This is a genomic window from Thioalkalivibrio halophilus (assembly GCF_001995255.1).
GTDB lineage: Bacteria > Pseudomonadota > Gammaproteobacteria > Ectothiorhodospirales > Ectothiorhodospiraceae > Thioalkalivibrio > Thioalkalivibrio halophilus.
Genome location: NZ_MUZR01000004.1, coordinates 40504 through 56684, shown reverse-complemented (window position 1 = coordinate 56684; position 16181 = coordinate 40504). Strand labels below are relative to the sequence as shown.

14 protein-coding genes are annotated in these 16181 nt (G+C 69.1%); 6 read left to right on the top strand and 8 right to left on the bottom strand.

Annotated elements, in window-relative coordinates:
* Window positions 1-9: 9 nt before the first annotated feature.
* Window positions 10-2103 carry a transglycosylase SLT domain-containing protein gene (locus B1A74_RS01355; RefSeq protein WP_077243552.1) on the top strand — a complete coding sequence of 698 codons (2094 nt, stop codon included), beginning with the start codon at window positions 10-12 and terminating at the stop codon, window positions 2101-2103.
* Between the two features lie 7 nt (window positions 2104-2110).
* Here the strand turns inward: B1A74_RS01355 and B1A74_RS01350 are convergent, their stop codons facing one another.
* On the bottom strand, window positions 2111-2494 hold the full coding sequence (locus B1A74_RS01350; RefSeq protein ID WP_024329230.1) for a group III truncated hemoglobin: 384 nt from the start codon (window positions 2492-2494) through the stop codon (window positions 2111-2113).
* A gap of 71 nt (window positions 2495-2565) precedes the next feature.
* Between B1A74_RS01350 and B1A74_RS01345 the strand changes: the two genes are divergently transcribed.
* Window positions 2566-3471: a fructosamine kinase family protein gene (locus B1A74_RS01345; RefSeq protein ID WP_024329229.1), complete on the top strand. Its 906-nt coding sequence runs from the start codon at window positions 2566-2568 to the stop codon at window positions 3469-3471.
* Window positions 3472-3477: 6 nt separating this feature from the next.
* Here B1A74_RS01345 and B1A74_RS01340 read toward each other — a convergent pair whose 3' ends face one another.
* From B1A74_RS01340 to B1A74_RS01320, 5 genes are all read right to left on the bottom strand, one after another.
* Window positions 3478-4356: an NAD(P)-dependent oxidoreductase gene (locus B1A74_RS01340; protein WP_024329228.1), complete on the bottom strand. Its 879-nt coding sequence runs from the start codon at window positions 4354-4356 to the stop codon at window positions 3478-3480.
* 9 nt (window positions 4357-4365) lie between these two features.
* Window positions 4366-5988: a BCCT family transporter gene (locus B1A74_RS01335; protein WP_077243551.1), complete on the bottom strand. Its 1623-nt coding sequence runs from the start codon at window positions 5986-5988 to the stop codon at window positions 4366-4368.
* Between the two features lie 96 nt (window positions 5989-6084).
* Window positions 6085-6735, bottom strand: a complete 651-nt coding sequence (gene rsmD / locus B1A74_RS01330) for a 16S rRNA (guanine(966)-N(2))-methyltransferase RsmD (protein WP_024329226.1) — start codon at window positions 6733-6735, stop codon at window positions 6085-6087.
* Entirely contained in the window at window positions 6719-7960 is a 1242-nt protein-coding gene (locus B1A74_RS01325; RefSeq protein WP_244269149.1) for a M16 family metallopeptidase, read from the bottom strand. Before B1A74_RS01325 ends, rsmD begins: the two co-directional genes overlap by 17 nt.
* Window positions 7961-8013: 53 nt before the next feature.
* The gene (locus tag B1A74_RS01320; RefSeq protein ID WP_077243550.1) at window positions 8014-9411 is read right to left on the bottom strand and encodes a M16 family metallopeptidase; all 1398 of its coding nucleotides are present in this window, start codon (window positions 9409-9411) and stop codon (window positions 8014-8016) included.
* Between the two features lie 55 nt (window positions 9412-9466).
* On the opposite strand from B1A74_RS01320, the gene ftsY reads away from it, so the two are divergent.
* The 4 genes from ftsY (at window position 9467) to rpoH (ending at window position 13080) form a co-directional block, all read left to right on the top strand.
* Window positions 9467-10471 (top strand): signal recognition particle-docking protein FtsY, encoded by a 1005-nt coding sequence (ftsY, locus tag B1A74_RS01315; protein WP_077243549.1) that lies wholly within the window; start codon window positions 9467-9469, stop codon window positions 10469-10471.
* A 7-nt stretch (window positions 10472-10478) separates the two neighbouring features.
* Window positions 10479-11156, top strand: a complete 678-nt coding sequence (gene ftsE, locus B1A74_RS01310) for a cell division ATP-binding protein FtsE (protein ID WP_019570142.1) — start codon at window positions 10479-10481, stop codon at window positions 11154-11156.
* Entirely contained in the window at window positions 11153-12082 is a 930-nt protein-coding gene (locus B1A74_RS01305; protein WP_077243548.1) for a cell division protein FtsX, read from the top strand. Before ftsE ends, B1A74_RS01305 begins: the two co-directional genes overlap by 4 nt.
* Window positions 12083-12210: 128 nt before the next feature.
* Entirely contained in the window at window positions 12211-13080 is an 870-nt protein-coding gene (rpoH, locus tag B1A74_RS01300; protein WP_024329221.1) for an RNA polymerase sigma factor RpoH, read from the top strand.
* Window positions 13081-13351: 271 nt separating this feature from the next.
* Here rpoH and ccoS read toward each other — a convergent pair whose 3' ends face one another.
* Window positions 13352-13627: a cbb3-type cytochrome oxidase assembly protein CcoS gene (gene ccoS / locus B1A74_RS01295; RefSeq protein ID WP_077243547.1), complete on the bottom strand. Its 276-nt coding sequence runs from the start codon at window positions 13625-13627 to the stop codon at window positions 13352-13354.
* Between the two features lie 53 nt (window positions 13628-13680).
* Window positions 13681-16170 carry a heavy metal translocating P-type ATPase gene (locus B1A74_RS01290; protein WP_077243546.1) on the bottom strand — a complete coding sequence of 830 codons (2490 nt, stop codon included), beginning with the start codon at window positions 16168-16170 and terminating at the stop codon, window positions 13681-13683.
* Between the last annotated feature and the right edge of the window lie 11 nt (window positions 16171-16181).

Here is a 16181-nt window from a genome sequence, read left to right as displayed (position 1 = left end):
GACACAGGCATGCGCATTCGTCAGCGGCTGATCGCCGGCACCCCCGGCATGGTCCTCGCCATGACCCTGACCCTGCTGGTCGGCGGCCCTTCTGCCGCGGACTCCGGTTCCGGCGCGGAAGAAACTCGCTACGCCTTCGAGCGCGGCCTGTTCGTCACCGCCGAACGGGCGCTCAATCGCGGCCACACCGAGGCGTTCGAGCGCGCCCGCGAGACCCTGGCCGATTACCCCCTGGCCCCGTATCTCGACTACCGCCGCCTCGCCCGCAACCTCGGGCGTGCGGAGCCCGACGCGGTGCGGGAATTCCTCGAGCATCACGGCGATACCCCGCTGGCCGACCGCCTGTACGCCAACTACCTGCGCCATCTGGGCGAGGAATCCGAATGGGATACCCTGCTGGAGATGGTCGACGACCAGCGTTCCATGGGGGTGACCCAGGACTGCCATCGCCGCCAGGCCCTGCTGGACCGAGGCGAGGACGACGCCGCGCTGGAGGACATCGAGTCGATCTGGCTGCACGGCCATTCGCGGCCCTCGGCCTGTGACCCGGCTCTGGACGCCTGGCGGGATGCCGACGGCCTGACCAGTGAACTGGCGATGCAGCGCTTCGCCCTCGCCATGGACGCCGGCCAGACCGGGCTGGCCCGCTACCTGCGCCGCTACCTCGACCGTGACGACGAAGCCTGGGCCGAGCGCTGGCTCAACCTCCGGGAACGGCCGCGTCGGGTCGCCCGGGCCGACTTCGACGCCGGCGACCACCCGCAGGCCGGCCCCATGGCCGAGGACGCCTGGAAACGCTGGATCCGCTCCGACCTGGACGCCGCCCTGGACGCCTGGCAGGAGCGGGCCGCGAACGGCCCGGCGACCCTGGATAGCGACGGCCGCAACGCGGTGGCCCACGCCCTGGGCCTGCGCCTGGCGGTGCGCTACCGCGACGAGGCCCCCGAGTTCCTCGCCGGACTGGACGAAGAGGTCTTCGACGCCCAGCTGCGCCAGTGGCAGGTACGCGTGGCCCTGCGGGCGGGGGACTGGGAAACCGTGCGCGACGCGGTCCGCGCCATGCCGCGCGAAACCCGCGAAGAGGCCCAGTGGCACTACTGGTTCGCGCGCGCCGAAGAGGCCCTGGGCAATGCGGACAGCGCCCGCGATCATTACGAGCGGGCCGCCACCGAACGCAATTTCCACGGGTTTCTCGCCGCCGACCGGATCGGGCAGCCTTACCGTATCGGACATCGGCGCGCGGATCTGGACAACGGCCTGCGGGTGCGCGTACGCAACCAGCCCGCGATGCTGCGGATGCGCGAACTACTGCGGCTGGATCGCCACGCCGAGGCGCGGCGCGAATGGCAGCATGCGGTCGCGCGCATGGACAACGACGAGCGGGTGGCCGCGGCACACGAGTTCGCCGAATGGGGCTGGTACGACCGGGCGATCTTCACCGTGGCCCGCGCGCGCCAGTGGGACGATGTCGAACTGCGCTTTCCGCTGGCCTTCGACGATCTGATCGTTGCCGGCGCCCGCGACCAGGGCATTGATCCGGCCTGGGCCATGGCGGTCGCGCGCCAGGAGAGCGCATTCCTGCATGACGTGCGTTCACACGCGGGCGCACTGGGCATCATGCAGATCATGCCGGCCACCGGGCGCAACATCGCCTCGGCCGCGGGCGTGCAGGTGAATTCCGACTGGGACATCCTCGAGCCCGCGAACAATGCCCGCCTGGGCACCTACTATCTCGGGCGCAATCAGGAGCGCTTCGGCGGCCACGGGCTGCTGTCCACCGCCGCCTACAACGCCGGGGCCCACCGGGTCCGGCAATGGCTGCCGGAAGACGGCGAGACCCTGGATGCGGACATCTGGGCGGAACTGATCCCGTTCTCCGAGACCCGCAAGTACATCCGCCGGGTGTACGCCTACCGCATCCTGTACGCCGTGCGTCTCGGCCAGGAACCGCCGTCGATGGCCAGCCTGCTGTACCCGGTCACCGCGGAATCGCACCTGGCCGAGGCCCGTCAGGCCCATCTGCGCGAGGTGCACGGCGGGGACGACATCGCCCTGAATCGCGGCTACTGCGGCTTTCCCGGCGGCGGCGCGGCCCCCTGCTGACGCCGCCTCAGCCGGTCAGGATGTCCTGACGCATGCGGCTGGCGATACCCTCGGCCAGCTGCTGCCATTCCTTCGCGTGCGCCGGATCCAGCATCTCGTCGGTGGTCGCGCGGAAGTGCTCCATCCAGGCCTGAAGATCGTCTTCGGTCAGCTTCAGCGGCGCGTGCTTGCCCACCATGTCGATGGTCGGAGGCTGTTCCAGACGCCCGCCCAGGTTCTGGTACCAGAAATCGCTGATCCGGCGCACGTGATCCTCGAAATCCTCGATGCGCTCGAAGTGGTGCCCGATCCGGGGATCGGCCGACACCCGGCGGTAAAACTCGTCGATCACGGCGCGGATCTGGTCCGCCCCGATCTTGTCGCACAGCGGTTCCAGTTTGCGGAAGGCCATCTCGGGACTCCTGACGTTCGGGGTGTGTAGTGGTTAACCTGTCAGCCACATCCGCCACGGGAGACAGACGCATGACGCGAAGCAGCGCACGGGACGACGACCTGACCGCCGCCCTGGCCCGGTGCATCACGGACCATACCGGAGTGCCGTTCGAGGCGACAGGCCGCAGCGCGCGCTCCGGCGGCTCCATCAACCAGGCCCTGCGTCTGGAGGGCACCGACGGCCGCCGTTTCTTCGTCAAGCTCAACCGTGGCGACCACGCCGGCATGTTCGCCGCCGAGGCCCGCGGGCTGACCGAGCTGCAGCGCTGCGAGGTGCTCAAGATCCCGGAGGTCATCGGCACCGGCGAGGCCGGCGGGGCCCGCTTCCTGATCATCGAGGACCTGGACCTGGGCGGCCCGCGCGACGCGGTGGCGCTGGCGCGTGGCATCACGGACATGCACGGGCATACCGCCAGCCGCTTCGGCCTCGACGAGGACAATTTCATCGGATCCACGCCGCAGTCCAATCGGCCGCATGCGGACTGGGTGGATTTCTATCGCGAGGAGCGCCTGGGATTCCAGCGTCGCCTGGCCCGCGACCGCGGGGCCCCACGCGGGCGTCTGGACACCCTGGCCGAGCTGGAGGAACGCCTGGACGGCTTCTTCACCGACTACCGCCCGCAGCCGTCCCTGCTGCACGGCGATCTGTGGAGCGGCAACTGGGACTTCCTCGGCGACGGCCGGCCGACGCTGTTCGACCCGGCCACCTATTACGGCGACCCGGAGGCCGACCTGGCGATGATGGAGCTGTTCGGCCACCCCGGGCGGGACTTCTTCGCGGCCTACGCCGAACAGCGGCCGCTGGATCCGGGCTATGCCACCCGCCGGACGCTGTACAACCTGTACCACATCCTCAACCACGACCACCTGTTCGGCGGCGGCTACGGCTCGCAGGCCGATCGCATGGCACAGCAGCTGCTCGCCGAAGTGCGCTGACGCGGGTCAGCTGCGGTTGCCGGCCTCCGGCACGATGGACGAATAGATGGCCGAGTAGTCGGCATCGCCCAGCCCCCGATCGGCGGCCTGTTCGAGCAGATCCGCCAGCAATGGCAACCAGGGATCGGACAGCCCCGCGTCGGCGGCTGCCTGATGGGTCAGGCGCACGTCCTTCAGCAGGTGCTTGACCGGGAAGTTGGCGGTGCCGAAGTCCCCCGAGCACATCTTGTCCAGCTTCTTGTCGAAGGTGGGTGCGTAGAGGGCGCTTTCGCGCAGGATCTCCATGAAGGTGTCGACCTCCACGCCCTCGCGCCGCACCAGCCCCAGACTCAGGGAGAATGCCGCCGTGAGGCTGGCGATCAGCTGATTGAAGGCCAGCTTCAGCGCCGCCCCCTGGCCGGTCGCACCCACGTGCCGGACGGTACTGCCCAGCGCTTCCAGCACCGGGGCGGCCCGCTCCACGTCCACGTCATGCTCGGCGCCGGCCATGATCAGCAGCCGGCCCTCCCGCGCCTCGGGGATGGACCCCAGCACCGGGGCCTCCACGTAGCAACCGCCCGCCGCGCGCACGCGCTCGCCCAGGACCCGGCTCTCGGCCGGCAGAATGGTGCCCATCTGGATGAAACAGCGCCCGTCGACCGTTCCCGGGGAAAGATCGGCGAGCACGGCCTCGATGGCCCGTGCATCACTGAGCATCAGAACCACCCAGTCCGCCCCCTGCACCGCCCCGTCGGGGGTCGAATACACGGTCGCGCCGGCGCGGACCAGATCCTCGGCCCGCGCCGGCGTACGGTTGTACGCCTGCAACGGGAACCCCGCCTCCATCAGCCGCAGGCCCATGGGGGTTCCCATCAGCCCGCAGCCCAGCAGTGCCACCTGTGACATCGATGCCTCCTAGCGGATCTTGTGGTCGAGGTCTTCGGTGTAGCCGAACAACGTGTGCGGGGGAGGGGCTTCGCGCTGATAGCGGCTGGGCGTGATCGCCTCGGTCTGCTGCAGCGAACGGTACAGCCCCACCATCATGATCAGCATCACGATGGAGAACGGCAGACCGACACTGATCGCCACCGCCTGCAGCGCGCCCAGCCCCCCGGCCACCAGCAGCACCGAGGCCACGACCCCTTCGGCCACGGCCCAGTACACGCGCTGGGTCACGGTGGGATTGCGCACGTCACCCGAGGCCAGGGTGTCGATCACCAGCGAACCGGAGTCCGAGGAGGTGACGAAGAAGGTGACGATCAGCAGGGTTGCCGCGCTCATCACCGCGATCGCCATCCAGTCCAGCATCGGCAGGGCCTCGATGGTCAGAAACAGTGCGGTCTCCATCTGCTCCGAGACCTGCCCGGCCACGTCGGCCACGCCTTCGAGCTGGAAGCCCATGGCCGTGCCGCCGAACACCGACAGCCAGACGAACCCGGCCGCGGTCGGCGCCAGCAGCACGCCGGTCACGAATTCGCGGATGGTGCGCCCGCGCGAGACCCGCGCGATGAACATGCCGACGTACGGCGCCCAGGAGATCCACCAGCCCCAGTAGAAGATGGTCCAGGTCGTGGCCCAGCCGGAATCCTCGATGGTATCGGCCCACAGGCTCATCGCGGGCAGGTTCTGGACATAGACGCCGGTGGATTCGACCAGGGTCCGCAGGATGAACAGCGTGGGCCCGAGCACCAGCAGCAGCGCGATCAGCACCACGCTCAGGCCGATGTTGAAGTTTGACAGCCGTTTGATCCCGCGATCCACGCCCAGGGCCACGGAACCCACCGCGATCAGGGTGATGATCGCGACCAGCACGACCTGGTTCAGCGTGCTTTCCTCGATGCCGAAGACGAAGTTGAGGCCCGAGTTGATCTGCATGACGCCCAGGCCCAGCGAGGTCGCGACCCCGAACATCGTCCCGAACAGCGCAAGGATGTCGACCAGGTGTCCCCACGGGCCGTAGATGCGGTCGCCGATGAACGGGTACAGCGAGGAGCGGATCAGCAGCGGCAGATTGTGCCGGTAAGCGTAATACGCCAGCGACAGGCCCACGATGATGTAGATCGCCCAGGCGTGCAGCCCCCAGTGGAAGAAGGTGTAGCGCATCGCCTCCATCGCCGCCGCGCTGGATTCACCCTCGGCATGCGGCGGCGACATGTAGTGGTACATCGGCTCGGCGATGGAGAAGAACAGCAGCCCGATGCCCATGCCGGCGGAGAACAGCATCGCGAACCAGGACGCGTAACTGAACCGCGGCGCCTCGAACTGATCGCCCAGACGCACCCCGCCGTAGCGGCTGAACATCAGGTACAGGGCAAAGATCAGGAAGATCGTCACCACCAGCATGTAGTACCAGCCGAGGTAACGGGAGATGCCGTCGCGCGTCTGCACGAACAGGCCCTCGGCCGTCTCGGAAAACGCCGCCCCGAAAACCACGAAGGCCACGATGATGATGCTGGCGATGATGAAGACCGGACTGCAGATGACCCCGAAACCGCGGACGCGGGTCTGGGACAGACCGGGAGTGGATGATTCATCCATGGATGACTCCCCTTTTGCATGGGTAGCGTGGCGGCCGGGTCGTGGGACGCTGACGCCGGCCCCGCACGCGGATGGAAATGCCTTGAACGGATCATCCTACGGTAGCGAATGCCCCGGGGCACTGCAAAAAAGCGGCTCCGCCGGCTCCAGCAGCAGCCCGCGGGCCTGTCCGGCGGTGCGCTCGCGCAGGATGTGCCACTGCGCCCCCGTCACCTCCGCCGGGTCGCGATGGGCTTCCAGCTCGACATACACGCGCCCCCCGGGCGCCAGCCAGCCCCCGCCCGCCAGGGTGCGCAGTGCCGGGGCGAGCAGGTCGCGCTCGAACGGTGGGTCGAGGAACACCACGTGGAACGGGGCGGCGGCGTCCGGGCCCGCCTCCAGCAGACGCGCCGCATCGGCACAGCGCACCTCCACGCCGCTGGCGCCCAGCTCTTCGACGGCCTGCTGCAGCCGCGCGACGGCACGCCGGTCGCGCTCCACCAGCAGCACCGACTGCGCCCCGCGCGAGGCCGCCTCGAACCCCAGGGCCCCGGTACCGGCGTACAGGTCCAGCACCCGCGCACCGGGCAGATGCGGCTGTAGCCAGTTAAACAGGGTCTCGCGCAGGGCGTCGGCGGTAGGACGCAGGCCCTGCACGTCGGCCACCGACAGCCAGCGCCGCCGCCACGCGCCGCCGATGATGCGGACCCGGGACTCGTGGCCACGCCGCCCCGCGGCCCCCGCCCCGCGCCTACGGTTCTTCGCCACCGACGATCACCGTGACCAGGGCCTGCGGATCGACCCGTTCCCGTATGGCCCGCTGCACGTCGTCCAGCGTCACCGCTTCCATCCGTGCGGGGTAGTGCGTCAGATAGTCCGAGCCGAGATCGTAGAAACCGATCAGGGCCAGATGCGACACGATCCCCGAGCTGGAGGCCAGGCGCAGCGGGAAACCGTTGACCACGTTGGCGCGCGAGGCCTCCAGCTCGGCCGGCTCCACGCCCTCGGCATGCCAGCGCCGGATCTGCTCGTGCAGGGCTTCCACCGCCTCGGCGGTCTGCTCGGTGCCGGTCTGCATCGAGACGTTGAACGGTCCCTCCGCGGCGCGCGACCCGAACCCGCTGCTGACGGAATAGGCCAGTCCGCGCTCGCTGCGCAGCTCGCGGAACAGACGCGAGGTGAAACCACCTCCGCCCAGCACGTGGTTGCCCAGGGTCAGCGGGTAATAGGCATCGTCACCACGCCGCAGAGCCGGTGCGCCGATGCGGATGTGCGCCTGCTCCGAGGGGAACGGGACATGCTCCGTCACCGCACCCTCCAACGGCGGCACCGGCGGCAGGGGTTCGGCCGGTTTACCGGGGCGCAGGGCCTGCGAGACACGCGCCGCCAGAGCTTCGGCCTGCCGGCGATCCACGCCGCCGGTGATCGCCAGCACGCCGTTGCGCGCCGTGTAATACCGCTCGAAGAAGCCGCGCGCGTCCTCGGGGCTCAGCGCCTCCAGACTCTCGCGATCCCCCGCCGGCCAGTTGGCGTACGGATGATCGGCGTAAACCAGCTCGTGGAAACGCCGCGCGGCCACGCTGCCCGGCTCCTGACGCTCCCGCTGCAGTCCCAGCAGGGCCTGACGCCGCGCCCGGTCGAAGTCGTCCTCGGGGAAGGCGGGTTCCGCGAGCACCGTGGTCAGGGTTTCCATCGCGGTGTCGAGCCAGTCCGTCTCGGTGAGACTGCGCAGCGAGACCACGGCCATGTCCCGCTGCGAGCTGGTACTGAAACGGGCACCCACGGACTCGAAGCGCTCGGCCAGCGCATCGGCATCCATCGCCGTCGTGCCGTGACGCAGGCTCCGGCTGGTCATGCGCGCCAGCCCCGGCAATTCGCCGTCCCTCGCCGCACCGGCATCAAAGGTCAGGCGCAGGTCCACCATCGGCAATTCCGGGGCCTCGACGAACAACACCTGCAGGCCCTCGTCGGTTTCCCAGCGATCGATCTCCATCGCCGCCGCAGGCGCCGCGCACAGCGCCGCCAGCACCACTCCTGTCCAGCGAATCACAGCTCACCTCCATATTCGGCGGCCGGTTCCTCCGACTCGCGCTCGTCCAGCGGCAGCGGATCCAGGATCCCCACCGTCAGGGTCTCCGGCACCAGGTATTCCTGCGCGACGCGGCGCACATCCTCCGCGGTGACCGCGCGCACCCGCTCGACGAACTCGCCCAGCTCGCGCCAGCCGAGGCCGACCGTCTCCAGCATCGCCAGCTGCGACGCCTGCGCATGCACCGAGTCGCGGCCGTAGACCTCGGACGCCACGACCCGCGCCTGCACGCGTTCCAGTTCATCTTCGCCCACCGGCTCCTCGCGCAGGCGCTCGATCTGCTCGCGCAGAGCCGCCTCCAGGGTCGCAACATCGGCATCTTCGGCCGGCACGCCGCCCAGCATGAACAACCCGTCACGGCGGGTGAACGGGCTGTAGCTGGCCGACGCGGAGCCGGCGATCTCGCGGCCGCGCTCCAGCTCGCGGGCGAGCCGCGAGGCCTCGCCGGAGGACAGCACCCCCTCCAGCACCAGCAGGGCATAGGCATCATCCGGCTCTTCCAGCGAATTCAGCGACGGCGCCTTCCAGCCCATCATCACGTAGGGCAGTTCGGCCGGCACCTGCACGGTGATGCGGCGCTCACCGGTCTGCGGGGGTTCACTGCGTGCCGGACGTTCCACGCCGGGGCCGGCGGGGATATCGCCGAAATGGCGTTCGGCGGCGGCCACCACCGCCTCGGCGTCGACGTCACCCACCACCGCGACCACCGCATTGTCCGGGGTGTACCAGGTGTCGTACCAGTCCTGCAGGGCGTCCACGCTGTACTCGTCAATGTCGCTCATCCAGCCAATCACCGGCTGGCCGTAGGGATCGGCATGAAAGGCCGCGGCCATGAACGCCTCGCGCAGACGCGCGTTGGGCCGGTCGTCCACGCGCTGGCGGCGTTCCTCGCGCACCACCTCGCGTTCGGGCAGGAATTCCTCCTCGGTCAGGCGCAGGTGCTGCATGCGCTCGGCCTCCATCTCCAGCAGGGTCTCCCAGTGGTCGCTGCCCAGCAGCTGGTGATAGCCGGTGTAGTCGCGCCCGACGAACGCGTTCTCGCGACCACCCAGGCGCGACACGACGCGCGAGAATTCACCGGGCTCGAAGGCCTCGGAACCGCGGAACATCATGTGTTCCAGCATGTGCGAGATGCCGGTGACCCCGCCGTATTCGTCGGCCGAGCCCACGCGATACCAGATCTGGGTGGAAACCACCGGCGCCCGCCGATCCTCCAGCACCAGGACGGTCAGACCGTTGTCCAGACGGGTCTCGACAACATTGTCGGTGATGGAACCGGATGCCGCGGCGGGAGCCGCGAACAGGGCGGTCAGGCAAAACAGCAACCGGGCCAACCCCGGGACGTGAACACGCATTTCGCGCTCCTGCCTCGTGCTAGGATTGTGCATCTCTCAACAGACCTCTCCCGGCATGTTCGGTTTCCGCAAAAAGAAAAAGTCCGAAGACTCCGCGAACGACGCCACGCCGGCCGCCGAGGAAAAACCGGCGCGCGGCGGGTGGTTCCAGCGCCTGCGCCAGGGCCTGTCCAAAACCGGCCAGGTGCTCAACGCCGATCTCGGCAGCCTGTTCCGCCGGCGCATCGACGACGAACTCTTCGAGGAGCTGGAAGAGCGCCTGCTGATGGCGGACGTCGGCCTGGAAGCCACGCAGAAGATCATGGACCGAATCACCGGCGAGGTGAAGCGGCGCGAGCTCGATAACGCCGAGGCGCTGATGGACGCGCTGGAAAACGCGATGATCGAGGTGCTGGAACCGGTCTCCGAACCGCTGACCCTGCCCGAGGAGCCGGGTCGGCCGTTCTCGATCCTGGTGGTGGGCATCAACGGGGCCGGCAAGACCACCACCATCGGCAAGCTGGCCCATCACTTCCGCGCCGACGACTTCTCCGTGATGCTGGCCGCCGGCGACACCTTCCGCGCCGCGGCGGTGGAACAGCTGCAGAAGTGGGGCGAACGCAACGAGGTGCCGGTGATCGCCCAGGGCACCGGCGCCGACTCCGCGTCGGTCGTCTACGACGGCCTGCAGGCCGCCACCTCGCGCGGTATCGACGTGATGATCGCCGACACCGCCGGGCGCCTGCACACCCAGACCAACCTCATGGACGAGGTGCGCAAGGTCAAGCGGGTGATGGGCCGGCTGGACGCGCAGGCCCCGGACGAGGTTCTGCTGGTGGTGGACGGCGGCACCGGGCAGAACGCCCTGAGCCAGGCGCAGCAGTTCCACGAGGCGCTGGGCCTGACCGGCATCGTCGTCACCAAGCTGGACGGCACTGCCAAGGGCGGGATGATCTTCGCCCTGGCGGAACAGCTGGGCGTGCCGGTACGTTTCATTGGCGTGGGCGAGAAGCCCGAGGACCTGCAGCCCTTCGACGCCCGCCGCTTCGTACGGGCCCTGCTCGGCCGGGACGACGACTGACCCGCCGATGATCTTTCTGCAGCGCGTCACCAAGCGGTTCGGCTCCCACTCCGAGGCCCTCAGTCAGGTCAGCCTGAAGATCGACCCCGGGGTGATGGCGTTCATCACCGGCCCGTCCGGTGCGGGCAAGAGTACGCTTCTGCGCCTGATTGCCGGGCTGGAACGTCCGACCCGTGGCCGCCTGCGGGTCAACGGCTTTGATCTCGATCAGCTCTCCGCGCGCGACATCCCGCAGTTTCGCCGCAGCATCGGACTGGTATTCCAGGATCACCGCCTGCTGTATGACCGCCCGGTGTACGACAACATCGCCCTGCCGCTGGAGATCATGGGGTACCGGCGGCCCGAGATCCGCCGCCGGGTGCGCGCGGCGCTGGACAAGGTGGGCCTGCTGCAGCGCGAGGGGGCACGGCCGCAGACCCTGTCGGCCGGGGAACAGCAGCGGGTCGGGATCGCCCGCGCGATCGTCCATCGCCCGTCCCTGCTGCTGGCGGACGAGCCCACCGGCAACCTCGACCCGGCACTGTCCCGCGAGATCCTGGCCCTGTTCGCCGATTTCAACCGGATCGGCATGACCGCGCTGGTGGCCTCGCACGACCAGGAGCTGGTGGAACGCATGCCGCATCCGGTGCTGCATCTGGAGGACGGGCGCATCGAGGCCCGCGCACGCCAGGAGGCCGGCGCATGAACCGCGCCCGGGCCCTGCGCGACCGCCTGGGCGCCTGGCGCGAGGCCCACGCGGACGCCGCCCGGCGCAGCCTCGCACGGCGGCTGCAGGCCCCGATCATGTCCCTGATCAGCATCGCGGTGCTGGGGTTCATCCTGGCGCTTCCCGCATTCCTGTGGGTCCTGCTGGACAATGCGCGGGCACTCTCCGCGCACGTCGACCATGAACCGCGCATCGCGGTCTATCTGGAAGCCGGCGAATCCGGCGCACTGCAGGAGCACGCGCGGGAGCTGGAGCGGCTCGCGGATGTCGGCCGCGTGACGGCCGTCCCGGCCGAACGCGCCCTCGAGGACTATCGCGCCGACCTGGCCGATCCGGCCCTGCTCGACTGGATGGACGGCAACCCCCTGCCGGACACCCTGGACGTGGTGCCGGCCCGCAGCGACCCCGAGACCGTCGTACGGCTGGAGGCGACCCTGGCCGAGCGCCTCCCCGACGCCACGCTGGTCAGTGATGACGAGTGGGTGCGCCAACTCAACGCTCTGTACCAACTCGGTACGCGGGTCCTCACGATCGTCGCCGGCCTGCTGGGCCTGGGTGCCCTGCTGGTGCTGGCCCTGGCCAGCGCGTCCGAACTGCGCGAGCGGCGCGAGGAGATCACCATCGCGCGGATCAGTGGCGCAACCCACCGCTTCCTGCGCCGTCCGTCGCTCTATGGGGGCGTCTATGGCGGGCTGGGCGGGGGGCTGTTCGCCGTGCTCCTGCTCTACCTCGGCACCTGGCTGGCGCGCGAGCCGCTGGAGACGGCCGCCGGGGCCTTCGATATCGACTATGCCCTGCGTTTACCGGGCCCCGAGGTTGCGTTGGGCGTGGTCATGGCGGCGGTTATCCTCGGCTGGGCGGGCGCACGTCTGGGCAGCGGACACGCCCTGCGGGATGCCCCGTGATCCCCGTGACCGACCCCGGGTTGAAATCGGCGGTGCACACCCCATATTGCGGAACTCCCGGAGGGTTTAGCACTCGAATGGTTTGAGTGCTAAAGTTGAAGCTGTTACGAAGGGAGGGATGCAAATCCATGAGTCAGGCACTGATGCCCCATCGCGCGGACATGCCCGTTCCGGTGGGCGATCTCAATCATTACATGCAGGCGGTATCGCAGATCGAGGTACTGGACGCCGAGCAGGAGCGCGAGCTCGCGCTGGAGCTGCACGAGCGCAACAACCTCGAGGCCGCCCGCAGCCTGATTCTGCACAACCTGCGGTTCGTGGTGCACGTGGCCCGCGGCTACAGGGGCTACGGCCTGCCGCTGGGCGATCTGATCCAGGAAGGCAACGTGGGCCTGATGAAGGCGGTACGCCGGTTCGATCCGCACAAGGGCGTGCGCCTGGTGTCCTTCGCCGTTCACTGGATTCGTGCCGAGATCCACGAATACATCCTGCGCAACTGGCGGATTGTGAAGGTCGCGACCACCAAGGCGCAGCGCAAGCTGTTCTTCAACCTGCGCAGCGCCAAGCAGCGCCTGGGCTGGATGAACCGCGAGGAAGTCTCCGCGGTGGCCGAGGACCTCGGCGTGAGCGAGGCGGAAGTCTGGGAGATGGAAAACCGTCTGGCCAACCAGGACACCAGCTTCGATCCGCTTCCCGAAAACGATGACGACGAACGGACAGCCCTCGCACCGGCACAGCGCCTGAGCCTGGAGGACATGAGCGACGACCCCGCCCGGGTGGCCGAGGAGGCCGACTGGGACGCGCATTACAGTTCGCGTCTGGGCGAGACCCTGGAAGAGCTGGACGAGCGTTCGCGCGACATCCTGATGCGCCGCTACATGGGCGAAAAGAAGGCGACCCTCCACGAGCTGGCAGCGGAATACGGGGTCTCGGCCGAACGCATCCGGCAGATCGAGAATGCCGCGATCCGCAAGATCCGTACGGCCTTCGCTGACTGAGTCTCGGATCCGCGCCCTTTCGCAGGGGCCGTGATCGAAAAAGCCCCCGGCGATTCGCGTCGCCGGGGGCTTTTTCGTTAGCGGTCTTTCGGTAGCCCCTCAGCCGAAGAGGATCACCGAGAAAAAGCTGAACCACGACCAGACGACCAGGACAGCCGTGAGGGTCAGCGGGAAGTTTTCGAAGGTAAACCAGCCACCCATGACGCCACCTCAAGATCCATTACGTTTTCGTGGGCAAGATTAAGACGTTTCGGCGAGGGGCGCAAGGGGGTCAACCGTCGCGCGTGTCCGAACCGGCCTCCTCCGGGCGCCGGGAGGTCGGGGCCTGCCCGTCGTCCTCACGCCGCTCCTTCGCCGCCCCGCGCCCGCCGGACCCGCTGGCCGGAGGCTGCGTGGGAATCCTGGGGTCATCGTCGTCCATCAGGATACGGTGGGCCGGCCCCTCGAGGTCATCGTACTGTCCGGAGCGGATCGCCCACAGCAACAGCAGTCCGACCACCAGGGCGAACAGCATGGCCAGCGGAATGAGCAGGTACAGGATGTTCATGCCTCCAGTGTACGGAGGCAGCCGCGGGCGTCAAAACCCCGCGCGGGCACCGTTCAGGTCGAGTCACGCGGGCGCGGCGGCCGCAGGCGCAGGGCGTTGCCCACCACCAGCAGCGAACTGAGCGACATCCCCAGCGCGGCCAGCCACGGAGTCAGGATGCCCGAGGCGGCCACGGGCAGGGCCACGACGTTGTAGCCGATGGCCCAGATGATGTTCTGCCGAATCACGTGCCGCGTCGCCCCGGCCCGCTCGAACACGCCCGGCAGGCGGTCGAGGCGATCCGACAGCAGCACCAGGTCCGCGCGGGTGCGCGCCAGGCTGCTGCCGCCACCCATGGCCAGGGATACGTCGGCCCCGGCCAGCACGGGGGCATCGTTGACCCCCTCGCCCGCCATCAGCACGCACTCGCCACGTGCCTGACGTTCGCGCACATGGGCCAGCTTGTCGTCCGGCGACAGGCCGCCGTGGGCTTCCGTGATCCCGAGCCGCTCGGCGAACCTCGCCGCCGCCTCGGGCCGGTCGCCGGTCAGCAGAATGACCCGCAGGCCACGCTCCTGCAGGGCCCGCACCGAGGCCGCGGCCTCGGCGCGCGGGGTGTCGGCAAGCCAGAAGGTCGCCACCACTCGCCCATCCACCGCCAGCCACACCGGTGAGGCCAGGGGGTCGGGCGTGGTGTTCGGACCGGTCGGCGGTGCGGCGGGCATCAGTGACGCTCCGCCGACGGCGACGTGATGCCCGTCGATCGTGCCGGTCAGGCCTTCGCCGGGGTGATTTTCGACCCCGGCCGCGACCGGCTGCCCGCCCGCCTCGGCGACCAGCGCGCGCGCCAGCGGGTGTTCGGAATGCCGCTCCAGGGCCGCGGCCCACGCCAGCGCGCGCTCGGGATCGAATGCCGGGTCATGGACCTCGGTAGCCACCCGCCGGGGCCGGCCGTCGGTGAGCGTGCCCGTCTTGTCCAGACACACGGTGGTGACGCGTGGCAGGACCTCCAGCGCAAAGCCCCGGGTCAGCAGAACGCCGTCGCGCGTCAGCGTCCCCGTGGTCGCGGTGAGCGCCACCGGCGTCGCCAGGGCGAGGGCACACGGGCAGGTCGCGACCAGCATGGCGACCATCACCCACAGGGCCCGGGCCGGGTCGATCAGGAAATACCAGACAAGCCCGGCCAGCAGCGTGAGCACCAGCACCGCGGCGACGAACCAGCCGGTACCCGCCTCGGCCATGCGCGCGACCCGGGGCTTTTCGGTCTGCGCGCGATCCAGCAGCCGCTGGATCGCCGCCAGGGTGGTCTCCGCTCCGACCCGGCGGACCTCCACCACCAGCGGGCTCTCGACGTTCACCGTGCCTCCGACCACGTCGGTACCGGCACTGGCCGGGCGCGGCTCGGGTTCCCCGGTCAGCAGGGCCCGGTTCACCGTCGACCGCCCGTCCACCACCACGCCATCCGCAGGCACGGATTCACCCGGGCGTACCTGCACCCGATCGCCGGGCTCGAGCTCCGCCACGGGCACCGACTCGGTTTCGCCATTGTCGGTGACCCGGCGTGCGATCGCCGGGACCAGACGGTCCATGCGATCCACCGCTTCGCTCGCATGCTGGCGCGCCATCAGCTCGAGGTAACGCGAGGTCAGCAGGAAAAAGACGAACATCACCACCGACTCGAAATAGACATGCTCGCCGGTGCCGGAGAACACCGCCCACACGCTGGCCAGGTAGGTCGCGATGATCGCGATGCTGACCGGTACGTCCATACCCAGTTGTCGGTGCCGCAGGTCCCGCCACGCGCTCTGATAGAACGGAATCGCGGAGTACAGCACCACCGGTGTGGCGAAGATCGCGGCCACCAGGCGCATGAAATCGATGATCGACTCGTGCTGCGGATCCCCCTCCCCCAGCCACAGGGCCACGGCGAGCATCATCACCTGCATCATGCCGAGGGCAGCAACCCCCAGGCGACGCAGGGCGAGCCCGCGCTCACGGGCCAGCGCCTGTTCGCGCGTGCCGGGGTCGTAGGGATGGGCGCGATAACCGATGTCCCGGATCGCACGCAGGATATCGGACAACGCCAGACGCCCGGGGTCCCAGGTCACCCGGGCCCGATGCGTGGAGTAATTGACGCGGAATTCCTCGACGCCGTCCAGTGCCTGGACGTGGCGCTCGTTCAGCCAGACGCAGGCCGCACAGGTGATGCCCTCGAGGATCAACGATGCCTCGCGACGTTCACCGGAGGTGGCCTCGCGGGCCGTCACGAACTGGCGCTGAACCGCCGGGGCGTCAAACAGTTCGAGTTCGCGCAGCTCGTCGGGGACGATGCTGTCGCCCGATGCGGCCGGCGCCGCGGTGCGATGATGATAATACGACCCCAGGCCGCGCTCGATGATCGCGCCGGCAACGGCCTGGCAGCCGGGGCAGCAGGTGGGGCGACAGGCGCCCTCGAACTCCACCGGGTAGTCGGCACCGGGGGGCACCTCGAGACCGCAGTGAAAACAGTGCTCCTCCGGCGCCGCATCCGACAGCGCCGGTTCGTTCACCGCATGCTGGCTCACGACAGGGTCAG